The sequence below is a fragment of the Bradyrhizobium sp. HKCCYLRH2060 genome (assembly GCF_051168135.1).
Classification (GTDB): domain Bacteria; phylum Pseudomonadota; class Alphaproteobacteria; order Rhizobiales; family Xanthobacteraceae; genus Bradyrhizobium.
In genome coordinates this window covers 77,467-89,564 of sequence record NZ_JBNPUK010000022.1, presented here as the reverse complement: position 1 = coordinate 89,564, position 12,098 = coordinate 77,467, and the positions used below count along the sequence as shown (strand labels likewise).

At 68.1% G+C, this 12,098-nt stretch carries 9 protein-coding genes; 4 read left to right on the top strand and 5 right to left on the bottom strand.

Annotated elements, in window-relative coordinates; translation table 11 throughout:
* Nucleotides 1–10 precede the first annotated feature (10 nt).
* From ACQR10_RS30230 to ACQR10_RS30215, 4 genes are all read right to left on the bottom strand, one after another.
* Nucleotides 11–1,051, bottom strand: coding sequence for an ABC transporter permease subunit (locus ACQR10_RS30230; RefSeq protein ID WP_315804813.1), 1,041 nt, complete (start codon nt 1,049–1,051; stop codon nt 11–13).
* Nucleotides 1,044–2,567, bottom strand: coding sequence for a sugar ABC transporter ATP-binding protein (locus ACQR10_RS30225; protein ID WP_316177369.1), 1,524 nt, complete (start codon nt 2,565–2,567; stop codon nt 1,044–1,046). The genes ACQR10_RS30230 and ACQR10_RS30225 overlap by 8 nt, the downstream gene beginning before the upstream one ends.
* A 149-nt stretch (nt 2,568–2,716) precedes the next feature.
* Nucleotides 2,717–4,162 (bottom strand): xylulokinase, encoded by a 1,446-nt coding sequence (gene xylB, locus ACQR10_RS30220; protein WP_316216529.1) that lies wholly within the window; start codon nt 4,160–4,162, stop codon nt 2,717–2,719.
* 243 nt (nt 4,163–4,405) lie between these two features.
* Nucleotides 4,406–4,867, bottom strand: coding sequence for a hypothetical protein (locus ACQR10_RS30215; protein ID WP_316216530.1), 462 nt, complete (start codon nt 4,865–4,867; stop codon nt 4,406–4,408).
* A 333-nt stretch (nt 4,868–5,200) separates the two neighbouring features.
* On the opposite strand from ACQR10_RS30215, the gene ACQR10_RS30210 reads away from it, so the two are divergent.
* From ACQR10_RS30210 to ACQR10_RS30195, 4 genes are all read left to right on the top strand, one after another.
* Nucleotides 5,201–6,013, top strand: a complete 813-nt coding sequence (locus tag ACQR10_RS30210) for an SDR family oxidoreductase (RefSeq protein WP_316216531.1) — start codon at nt 5,201–5,203, stop codon at nt 6,011–6,013.
* 172 nt (nt 6,014–6,185) lie between these two features.
* A complete protein-coding gene (locus ACQR10_RS30205) occupies nt 6,186–7,322 on the top strand; it encodes a GGDEF domain-containing protein (protein ID WP_316216532.1) in 1,137 nt (378 codons plus the stop codon).
* A gap of 94 nt (nt 7,323–7,416) precedes the next feature.
* Nucleotides 7,417–8,751: an acyclic terpene utilization AtuA family protein gene (locus tag ACQR10_RS30200; protein WP_316216533.1), complete on the top strand. Its 1,335-nt coding sequence runs from the start codon at nt 7,417–7,419 to the stop codon at nt 8,749–8,751.
* 85 nt (nt 8,752–8,836) lie between these two features.
* Nucleotides 8,837–10,387 (top strand): GMC family oxidoreductase, encoded by a 1,551-nt coding sequence (locus tag ACQR10_RS30195; RefSeq protein WP_316216534.1) that lies wholly within the window; start codon nt 8,837–8,839, stop codon nt 10,385–10,387.
* A gap of 3 nt (nt 10,388–10,390) precedes the next feature.
* Here ACQR10_RS30195 and ggt read toward each other — a convergent pair whose 3' ends face one another.
* Complete coding sequence (ggt, locus tag ACQR10_RS30190; RefSeq protein ID WP_316216535.1) at nt 10,391–12,064, bottom strand: gamma-glutamyltransferase; 1,674 nt, start codon at nt 12,062–12,064, stop codon at nt 10,391–10,393.
* Nucleotides 12,065–12,098 lie beyond the last annotated feature (34 nt).

The following is a 12,098-nucleotide window of genomic DNA, read 5'->3' as shown; positions in this document are numbered from 1 at the left end:
CCATGTCGTCTCAGGTGCGGGCCGAGCCCTGCAGCCGGTAGCGGTCGAGCGCGACGGCGCCGATGATCACGAGGCCCTTGATGACGTATTGCCAGATGTCGGACACGCCGACCAGGATGAGCCCGTTCGACAACACCGCGATGATGAGCGCGCCGACCAAGGTGCCCCAGATCGAGCCGATGCCGCCGACGAACGACGTGCCGCCGAGAATGACCGCGGTGATGGCGTCGAGCTCGTAGGACTGGCCGAGCTGCAGGCCGTTCGCCGCATAGAGCCGCGCCGCCTGCATGCCGCCGCCGAGGCCGGCGAGCAGGCCGGACATGCCGTAGACGAAGATCAGCACCGCCCAGACCTTGATGCCGGCGAGCCGCGCCGCGCTCTCATTGCCGCCGACGGCATAGATGTGCACGCCGAGCACGGTCCGGCGCAGGATCAGCCAGGAGCCGAGGATCACGAGCAACGCGATCACCGACAGCCAGGGGATCGAGACGACGCCCGGAATGATCGTCAGCGAGGCGTTGCCGATGAAGGCATAGGGAATGGACGGGTTGAACACGGTGGTGTCGCCACCCATCAGGCGGGCGAGACCGCGCACCGCGGTGAGCGATCCGAGGGTCACGATGAACGGCGGCAGCCGCAACAGCGCGATCAGCGCGCCATTGACGACACCGAAGGCAAGGCCCGTCAGCACCGCGGCCGGCAGCCACAGCGCGCCGAGATCTGGCATCTTCGACAGTGTCAGCCCGGCCATCGCCGCGGCGGCCAGGATCGAGCCGACCGAGAGATCGATGCCGCCGGTCAGGATGACAAAGGTCATCCCGGCGGCGAGCACGGTGTTGACCGCGGCCTGCTGCAGCACGATGCCGAGATTCTGTCCGGTGAAGAAGCGTCCCTCCGACAGCAGGTGGAAGCCGACGCAAAGGATGAGCAGCACCGGCAGCATGCCGGCGGCGCGGATCATCAGCCGCAGCCGCTGCTGCTTGTTGTCCGACGCGGACGGCAGGCCGGATGAAGGCGCGGTCTTGGCTTGCGACGAACTGTTGTCAGGCATCGACGTGCTCCGTCCCGGTGGCCAGCGCCATGATGTCTTCCTGGGTGATGGGTGATGTCGTGCTCTGCTGCAGCTCGCCGGCCAGGTGCCCTTCGCGCATCACCAGCACGCGGTCGCAGATGCCGAGGATCTCCGGCAAATCGGACGAGATCACCAGGATCGCGGTGCCCGACTTGGCGAGATTGTCGATGATCGAATAGATCTCGGACTTGGCGCCGACGTCGACGCCGCGCGTCGGCTCGTCCAGGATCAGGACCTTCGGCGCGGTCGCAAGCAGGCGCGACAGCAGCACCTTCTGCTGATTGCCGCCCGACAGCCCGCCGACGGTGACGCCGGGATTGGGGGCGCGGATGCCGAGCGCGGCGAATGCTTCGTCGGCGCGCGTCTTCGCCTTGTCGCGATCGAGAATGCCGCCGAGCTTCGCGTCGCGTCCGATCACGGCGAGGTTGATGTTGTCGGCGCAGGACATGTCGAGAAACAGGCCCAGCGCCTTCCGGTCCTCGGTCAGATAGGCGATCCCGGCATCGAGCGCATCGCGCGGCGTGTCGATGCTGACTTTCTCGCCGTCGAGCTCGATGTGTCCGGTCGTCTTCGGCGCGGCGCCGATGATGAGATGCGCGAGCTCGGTGCGTCCGGCGCCGATCAGCCCGGCGAGGCCGACCACCTCGCCGGCATGAACGGTCAGCGAGCAGTTCTTGACGCGATGGCCGTCGCCGAGATCGACGGCGCTGAGCACCGCGCGGTCACGCTTGGCGTGCGGGTCGTGGTCCTTCTTGTAGAACGACGACACGTCGCGGCCGACCATCATGCGGACGATGCTGTCGGCGCGGATCTCCGGCTTGTCGAGCGAGCCGACCAGCCGGCCGTCGCGCAGCACGGTGACGCGGTCGCCGAGCGCATAGACCTCGTCCATGCGATGCGAGATGTAGATGATGGCGAGCCCCTCGGCGCGCAGCTGGCGGATCAGCGCGAACAGCTTCTCGCTCTCGCCGGCGGACAGCGACGTGGTCGGCTCGTCCATGATCAGGATCTTGGACCGTGCATGCAGCGCGCGGGCAATCTCCACCAGCTGGCGCTGGCCCATCGACAACTCGGCCACCAAGGTGGACGCGGTGAAATCGGCGCCGAGCCGGTCCAGGATCGGTCCAGCGCCCTCGCGCATGGTGCTGCGCGCGAGCAGGCCGCTCTGCGACAGCTCGCGCCCGAGATAGATGTTTTCGGCGACCGTCAGGTTCGGCGCCAGCGACAACTCCTGGTAGATGATCGAAATGCCGGCGTTGCGGCCGCCCATCGGCCCTTCGATGCGCACCGGCCGGCCCTCGATGCGGATCTCACCGCCGGGATCCGGGCGATAGGCGCCGGAGAGAATCTTCATCAGCGTGGATTTGCCGGCACCGTTTTCGCCCATCAGCGCATGGACTTCGCCGGCGTAGACGGTGAGGTCGACCTTGTGCAGGGCCTTGATGGTGAAGAATGACTTCGACACCCCTCGCATCTCGAGGATCGGACCGCTCATCGTGCCTCCCAATGCACGTCGTCTTGTCGTCCGCGGCTCGTTGATCGCTGGCGCGGGGTAGCCATTAAACTAGAGGCTGTTGCCGAATACAATATGAAAGAGACGCCGCTGCAACGCGTCGCCGCGACGAATGCCTTTCGGAGATCGGGTTAGCTCGGCCGACGATAGAGCTGTTGCCAGCGCGGCCGCCGCTCGGCATAGGCTGCCGACAGCGCGACGTCCGGCGCGAAGGTCCGCATGCGCGCGGGCGGCGTGCAGACCGCGCCGATGTCCTCGCCGGTAACGGCAAGACGTGCCAGCCGGGCCGCGCCGAAGGCGGCGCCGGTCTCGCCCTCGGCCAGCCGATGAACGGGAATGCCGAGGACATCAGCCAGGATCGCCAGCCAGAGGTCGGAGCGCGATCCGCCGCCGATCGCATCCGCTTCGGCAATCACGAGGCCGGTTTCCCTCAGCGCGTCGCGGCAGTCGGCCAGGGCGAAGGCAACGCCCTCGAGCACCGCCTGGACGATGACGCTGCGATCTGTCGCATGGCTCAGGCCGTCGAGCAGGCCGCGGGCATGGGGATCGTCATGCGGCGTCCGCTCGCCCGCGAGATAGGGCAGGAAGCTGACTGGCGACGGCGCGGCGGGCCGTGCGCCCAGCGGGGCAAGCAGCTCCGTTTCGCTCGCGCCGAGCAGCCGCGCGACCCAGGCGAGGCATGAGGCCGCCGACAGCATCGCGCCGGCCTGCAGCCACATCGCAGGGACGGCATGACAGAAGGTGTGAACGACGCGCTCGGGATTGGCCGTGACGGCGTCGACCGGCGTGATCACGGCGCCGGACGTGCCGAGCGTGATGAAAGTGGCGCCCGGCCTGACAGCGCCGATGCCGACGGCACCGGCCGGGTTGTCGCCCGCGCCGCCCGCGAAGGCCGGACGCTTCGTCATGCCCCAGCGTTCCGCGAGGTCGCTGCGCAACCGGCCCGCCGGCGCGCAGCCTTCGACGAGGCGCGGCATCTGCGCACGCGTCAGGCCGGTGGCGGCGAGGCCCTCGTCCGACCAGTCGCGCCCGACGACATCGAGCCAGAGCGAGCCGGACGCATCGGACATGTCCTCGATCACATCGCCCGTCAGCACCAGCCGGACATAGGCCTTTGGCAGCAGAACCAGCCGCGTGGCCGCGAAGATCTCGGGCTCGTGCGCCGCGATCCACATCAGCTTCGGCGCGGCAAAACCAGGCATCGCCTTGTTGCCGGTGATCATGCGCAAGGCGGGCCAGCGCTGCTCCAGCGCGAGGCATTCCCGCTCCGACCGCCCGTCGTTCCAGAGAATGCAGGGCCGCAACGGATTCATCGCGGCATCGAGCAGCACCGGGCCATGCATCTGGCCCGACAGGCCGATGGCGTCCACCGCCGTCAACGCGCCGGGATGATCGGCCTTGAGCGCATCGAGCGTGGCGAACACCGCGGCGATCCAGGCGGCGGGGTCCTGCTCGGCCCAGCCCGGTCGCGGCACGTCCATCGTCAAGGCGCGGCTGCGGCTCGCAACGACGCGCTGCGCGTCATCGACGATGATCGTCTTGACCGCGGATGTTCCAAGATCGATGCCGAGATACATGAAGGACCCGCTTGCCGCTCGTTGGCCCGCGCGCCCGCCACGGGTCTTCGTCGCGAACGTCCGAGGAGTCGTTGTCGACGAAGTGCGGACAAGCAGCGCCGCAGGCGATGTCGACGACCGCCTGCGGGATTGACCGTATCGCGTTGTATCGCGAAGTCCAGCGCGTATGCCTTGGACGGGGTCGTCGGAGGTGAGGCTGCCGCCGCGGCGGGAGCCCGTAACTGAAGATGGGTGGCCTGAACTTCAAGTCTGGATTTTCTGCGCTTGCCAGCGCTGCCGCCCGGACCCATCATCATCCTTGATGAGGTTCACCTGCTTGCCGTCCGAGGTGCAACTCAGATAGACGCGGCCGCCACTGGTCCCACCGACCACGATGATCTGGTAGTATTCGCAGATCGGCGAATCTGCGGGAACGAACCGCCAGCGCTGCCGCCCGCTGAGATCGTCCTCGGCGATCAGGTTGACTGTCTCGCCGTCGGATGTGCAACTCAGATACGTATATTTGGGCTCAGTGCCACCCTGCACCCTGATGTTGTACACGCCGGGAAAATCGGCAACGGGCACCAAGTCCCAGCCTTGGAGCTCACCTGCCTTGCCGTCCTCGCTGGACAAGCTGACGCTGCCGTTGGTCGCGCCGCTCAGCAGCGAATTGGCCGAAGTGAGGCCACGAAGGACTTGGAAATTGTGCAGGCCGGCTTCGATCATAATCGTCCTCCTCAATATCGGATGGTTGGAAACGCAAGGATTGTAGTCCAGTGGCGGCGCGTCGAACCGTGAAGCGGTTCACACATTCAGCAATCTTAGATTGTAGAACCGTTTTGAAGATCGCGGTAACCTTTCCTCAATGGTCACGTGGGCGAAGCCCGAATCGCAGGCACCAATGCGATCCAAGCTCTACTGCACCGATGCTCCCCGTTCGTCCGATGCAGACTGGTCTTGATGGGGCGCATCCGTGTGGATAACAGATGGCCGGAGCAGATGATCGTATGGTGATCCTCGATTGTCGTTTCGAGCGTCAACCGATCCCCGGAGGAACCCATGCAGCAGCCATCGCGTCTCGCCGGACATTACGCGCTGGTGACCGGTGCGGCCCAAGGCATCGGCCGCGCGATCGCGGTGCGCTTTGCCGAGGAGGGCGCGCATGTCGCGATCAATTTCGGCGGTCCGTCGCCATCGGGCGATGAGACCCTGGCGCTGGTGCACGCGGCCTCCGCCGCGCATGGTCACGGCGCGCGCGATCATTTCGCCGTGAAGGCCGACATCGGCGTCGAGGCCGAGATCGCCGAGATGTTCGAGACCGTGCTGACGCGCTGGCCCCGGCTCGACTGCCTGGTCAACAATGCCGGCTTCCAGCGGGAATCGCCGAGCGAGGCGCTCGACGTCGACGCCTATCGCCAGATCCTCGAGGTCAACCTCAACGGCGCGGTGCTGTGCGCGCGTCATGCGCTGGCGCATTTCGTCGCGCGCGGCGGCGGCAACATCATCAATACGTCGAGCGTGCACCAGATCATTCCGAAGCCCGGCTATCTCGCTTATTCGATCAGCAAGAGTGCGATGGCGGGCCTCACCCGGACCCTCGCGCTCGAATTCGCCGGCCGCGGCATCCGCGTCAATTCGGTCGGGCCCGGCGCGGTCGACACGCCGATCAACGCCGCCTGGACCGATGACCCCGCCAAGCGCGCGGCGGTCGAGTCCCACATTCCGATGGGGCGGGTAGCGAGCCCGGAAGAGATCGCCGGCGTGTTCGCCTTTCTCGCCTCAGCCGAGGCGAGCTACATCACCGGACAGACGATCTATGCCTGCGGCGGCATCACGCTGTTCGGCGAGTTCCGCGACAATTGGGCGAGCTGATCCGACGCCCTGTGTCGCTCTGGCGCGTCATGCGCTGACATCATTCGCATTGTCAGGGTTGCGGTGAGCATCTCTTAAGCATCCGCGGCGCATGGCAGCCCTTCGCGGGTGCAGCGAGATTTCGTTAAGGCGTGGGTACGAGAGTGCGCGCAATTGCCGAAACGGAATTGCGATGCATCGATTGGACCCGGACATTCGTCGCGACCTCGCGCACCTGCTTTACAGCTCGATGCCGCTGGTCGGGACGATCGCGGTCGCGGCCGTCGTGATCGGCAGCGTGATGGCCTGGGTGGCGCACGATCCGGGCTACGCCGCGATCACGGTGGCGCTGCTGGTGATTGGCGCGCTGCGCGTGGTCAAGCTGCGGATGTTCGCCGCGCGCTTCGATCGGCTCGATCACGACGCCATCATTCGCTGGGAACGCCTCTACGGCCTCGGCGCCGCCGCCTTCGGTCTGGCCATCGGTGCGCTGTCGGCCCGCGCGTTCCAGATCGGCGACGGGCCCGGGATCTGGATGTGCTTCGGCCTGTCGATGGCGTTCTGTGTCGGCATCGTGTCGCGCGTCAGCCCGTGGATCGTCATGACCTCGTCGGCGGTGCTGCTGATCCCGACCGTCATCGCCTGCCTGATGCAGCCCGAGCCGGTCTACCGGATGGGCGCCGGCATGGTCGTGCTGTTCTGGATCACGCTGCGCGGGACGTCCTATCGGCTGACGGCCGCCTTCACCGAGCGGATCATGGCCGAGCAGGCGCTGGCGCGGCAGGCGCTGCGCGATTTCCTCACCGGCCTGCCGAACCGGGCTGCATTCATCGCCGCGCTCGGCCGGTGCGATCGTCCCGTGGCGATCATTGCGGTCGATCTCGACGGCTTCAAGCTCGTCAATGACCGGTTCGGCCATCAGGCCGGCGACGAGCTGTTGTGCCAGGTCGGTGCACGCCTGCAGGATTGCCTCGGCGAAGCCGGCCTGGCGGCGCGGTTCGGCGGTGACGAGTTCATGCTGCTGCTGCCCGCAGCCGGACGTGACGCCGCGCTCGCGCTCGCGCAAGCCGCGGTGACGGCGCTGTCGCGTCCCTTCACGCTGGCTGGAACGCGCGTGCAGATCGGCGCCAGCGCCGGCGTTCTGGTCGCGGGGGATCGGCGGGCGGACACGGAAGCGCTGCTCGACCGAGTCGATCGCGCGCTCTATGCCGCCAAGCGCGCCGGCGGCCAGCGATGGTGCTGGGCCGACGAGCACATGGCCGTTGCCGTCGCATGCACGGCGAGCAGCGAGGCCCCGACGCTGGCGCTCGCGGATGAGCAGCATGCCTGATCGTCTCATGCGGACGTTGGCAAGGTCGCACCGCGGCCGCTAATGTGGCCGGCAGAAGCCGACGAACGGCGCATGATGTCAGGAGGAGCGGCCGATGCGAAGCATCAGGATCGGCGCCGGCGCGGGCTATTCCGGCGACCGGATCGAGCCCGCGGTGGAGCTCGCGGCGAAGGGTGGCCTGGACTATCTCGTGTTCGAATGCCTTGCGGAGCGCACGATCGCGCTGGCGCAGCAGGCGCGCATGAAGGATCCGGCCGCCGGCTATGATCCGCTGCTGGCCGCGCGCATGCAGGCGGTGCTGCCGATCTGCCGCGCCAACAAGGTCCGTATCGTCACCAACATGGGCGCCGCCAATCCGGTCGCCGCGGCCGAAGCCACCCGCGCCATCGCGCGCCAGCTTGGATTGACGGGGCTGAAGATCGCGGCCGTGACCGGCGACGATGTTCTGGAGCCGTTGAAGACAGCGGATGTCGTGCTCGACACCGGCGACATGATCCATGCCCTCGGCAATCGCGTCGTCTCCGCCAATGCCTATGTCGGCGCGGGCGCGATCGCGGAGGCGCTCGCGGGCGGAGCCGATGTCGTGATCACCGGGCGCGCCGCCGATCCGGCGCTGTTCCTCGGCCCCCTGATCCATGAGTTCGGCTGGGCTTTGGACGATTGGGACCGGCTGGGGCAGGGCACCGTCGTCGGTCATCTGCTCGAATGCGCCGGCCAGATCACCGGCGGCTATTTCGCCGATCCTGGACTCAAGGACGTTCCCGATCTCGCCCGGCTCGGCTTTCCGATCGGTGAGGTGCGCGAGGATGGCGAACTGATCGTGACCAAGGTCGCGGGCTCCGGCGGCTGCGTCACGCCGGGAACGGTGAAGGAGCAGTTGCTCTATGAGATCCACGATCCCGCGCAATATTTCCAACCCGACGTCGTGGCGGATTTCTCGCAGGTGACCGTCGAGGAGCTCGGTCCGGACCGGGTCAGGGTGGTCGGCGGCCGCGGCCGGCCGAAGACGGGACTGCTGAAGACGTCGGTCGGCTATCTCGATTCCTATGTCGGCGAGGGGCAGATCTCCTATGCCGGTCCCGGTGCCGTCGCGCGCGGCCGCCTCGCGCTCGACATCGTCCGCGAGCGTCTCGCGCTCACCGGCGTGGCGGTGAGCGAGCTGCGCTGCGACCTGATCGGGCTGAATGCGCTGCATGGCGACGAGCGCGCAGAGGGTGCCGAGCCCCATGAGGTGCGCATTCGTGTCGCCGGGCGGACCGAGACGATGGCGGAGGCGATCCGCATCGGCAACGAGGTCGAGACGCTCTACACCAATGGCCCGGCCGGCGGCGGCGGCGCCTGGAAATCGGCGCGCGAGGTGATCGCCGTGGCCTCCTGTCTCGTGGCCGAGGATGCGCCGCAGCTCTGCGTCGGCATGCTGGTGGCCTGAGTTTTCCAGGGCTTCACGGATCGCGCCCGGCAGCGCAAGCTGGCCGTCATGATTGCGACGCCAGAGAACAGCGGGAATTCAGTCCATGTATGACGTTATTGTGGTCGGCGGCGGCTCCGCGGGCGCGGCCGTGGCTGCACGCCTGTCGGAAGACTCCCGGACGCGGGTCCTGCTGCTCGAGGCCGGCGCCGACTGGCGGGCGGACGAGGCGCCGTGGGAGATCGTGACGCCGAACCCGATTCCGATCATCCATGATCGCGCCTTCCAGGAGACATGGCAGTGGCCGCAGCTGATGTCCCGCCGCGTCGCCGGGCAGGACATGCGCTTCTACTGGCGCGGCAAGGGGCTGGGCGGCAGCTCGATGATGAACGGCCAGATCGCGATCCGCGGCGTGGCCGATGCGTTCGACGAATGGGCGGCCAATGGCTGCACGGGATGGTCGGCCAAGGACATCATGCCGCTGTTCGCGGTGATCGAGGACGATCTCGCGCTCGGTGATCGCGAGGGCCACGGCCGCGGCGGGCCGCTTCCGGTCTACCGCGCACCGCCTGACACATGGGGGCCGATCGACCGCGGCCTGCGCGATGCCGCGCTGGCGAGCGGTTATCCCTGGTGCGACGATCTCAACGGGCCTGACGGCGAGGGCGTCGCCTGCTATCCGATCAACAGCCGCAATGGCCGGCGCATCTCCACCAACGAGGCCTATCTGGAGCCGGCGCGCGGCCGTTCGAACCTCGAGATCCGCGGGCGGGCGCTGGTCGAGCGGCTGCTGATCAGCGACGGCAGGACGACCGGCGTGCGCGTCCATGGCGAGGGTGAAGGCGTGAAGGACATCGCGGCGCGCGAGGTCGTGCTGTGCGCCGGCGCCATCCATAGTCCGGCGATCCTGCTGCGCTCGGGCATCGGCCCCGCGGCGGATCTTCAGGCGCTCGGCATCGCCGTGCTGCGCGATCTTCCCGTGGGACGGCACTTCTTCGATCATCCGCTGTTCCGCACCACCATTCAATTGCGCGAGGCGCTACGTCCGACCGACCGCGACACCCGCCACACCAACTGCTGCGTCACCTACTCGTCGGGCCTCGCCGGCGGCGGCAAGCGCGACATGATCCTGATCGCGTTCAACCATCGCGGCATCGGCGTGCCCGGCGCGATCGGCGCCGGCCTGTTCAACGCCTTCTCGCGCGGCACGTTGAAGCTCGCCTCGACCGATCCGAGCGTGGATCCGATCGTCGAGGAGAACATGCTGGCCGATGTCAGCGACATCGCGCGGATGCGCGATGCGGTGAAGCGGCTGGCGCTGATCACGGTGCAGCCGGCGCTGCGCGACATCGCCGACTGGATTCGCCTCGGCGATACGGAGTTCACCCTGCCGCAGGCGGCTGCGCTGCCCGATGCCGAGCTCGATGCGCTGCTGCGGCAGGTCACCGGCGACATCCAGCATGCCGCCGGGAGCTGCCGCATGAGCGGCTTCACCGATGACGATGGCGTGGTCGATCCGGACGGCCGCGTGAAGGGCATCGCCGGCCTGCGCGTAGCCGACGCCTCGATCATGCCGTCCGATTGCCGCGCCAACACGCATTTCACCACCGTCGTGATCGGCGAGGCGATCGCGCGGATGATGCGAAAGCGCTCGTAGACCTCAGGCGATGGCGAAGCGGAGCCCGGCGCGGGCGCGCCCGCCGGAGATCGCGATCGGCGTGCCGTCGGCGCGCCAGCACGCGGCACCCGTCAGCGTGCCGTCGTCGCCGAACGCGATCGCGTTCATGCCGCCGGCCACGACCGGCTCGCGCTTGATCTCGTGGCCGCGTGCGGCGAGCTGCTGCGCCACATGGTCGGGGAAGGCCGGCTCCAGCTCGAGCACGCCGCCCTGCGTCCACAGCCGCGGCGCCTCGACCGCCTCCTGCAGCGACATGCCGTGGTCGATCAGGTTGACCAGCGCCTGAAAGGCCGAGGGGAAGATGCGCAGGCCGCCGGGCAGGCCAAGCGCATAGCGCAGGCGGCCGTCGCGCAGCGCCATCATCGGCGCCATCGAGGTGAAGACGCGCTTGCCCGGCTGGATCGACAGCGCGCGGCCCGGATGCGGATCGAAATTGTACATGTAGTTGTTGGCGGTCATGCCGGTGCCCGGGATCTGCACGCAGGCGCCGAACAGGCCGTTGATGGTCTGGGTCGAGGCCACAACATTGCCTTCGGCGTCGGCGACCGTGACATGGGTGGTGTTGGCGGACTCCGTCGGCGCAAGCCCAGGACCGAAGCTCCGTGCCCGGCGCATGTCGATCTCTGCCCGCCGCTCGGCGGCATAGGTCTTGGATGTCAGGCGCGCGACCGGCACGTCGACGAATGCAGGATCGGCGGTGGCGACCGCCCGATCGGCGAAGGCGATCTTCAGCGCTTCGGCGAGCAGATGGGCGCCGTCGGCCGAGCCGAAGCCGAGCCCGCCGACGTCGAAGCCCTCGAGGATGTTCAGCATCTGCACGATGTGCACGCCGCCGGACGAGGGCGGCGGGGGGCCGATGATCTCATGGCCGCGATAGAGCCCGCGGATCGGCGCGCGCTCGATCACCGCGTAGGCGGCGAGGTCGGCCGCATCGATCAGGCCGCCACTTTGGGCCATGTAGTTGGCCAGCGCGATCCCGAGCGGACCGCCATAGAGAGCGTCCGGACCGTGCTCCGCGATCAGCCGCAGCGAGCGGGCATAGTCGGCCTGGATCACGCGGGCGCCGGGCCTGACCGGCGTGCCGTCCGGCAGGAACAGCGCGGCGAGATGCGGATCGCGCGCGAGGTCGTCCGCGACCAGCCGCACGCAATCGTTGAGATAGGGACTGGCGATGAAGCCGTGCTCGGCGAGCCGGATCGCCGGCGCCATCACCTCGGCCAGCGGCAGCCGGCCGAAGCGCGACAGGGCCTCGCACCATCCCTTCAGCGCACCGGGCACGGCGACCGCGAGCGCGCCTGCGACATTGCGGCGGCCGCGCGTCTCGCGCGCCAGCGCGATCTCGTCGGAGACCGGATCATACATTCCTGGCGTGGCGCGCCGCGGCGCGGTGCTCAATCCGTCGAGCACGATGTGCCGTCCATCCGCAAGTCGGATGTGCGACAGGCCGCCGCCGAGAATGCCGACCATCATCGGCTCGACCACCGTCAGCGCGAACAGTGCGGCGACCGCGGCATCGATCGCGTTGCCGTCGCGCATCAGCATCTCGGCGCCGGCGCTGGAGGCGAGCGGATGGTTGGTGACGACCATCCCGCGCGCGCCGGTCGCCGGCTGCTTCTCGCAGGTGAAGTCGGCGATGCGCCGTGTGGGCGAATCCATTCGGGTCTCCTCTGTCGAACGGCGGATGCCGAGA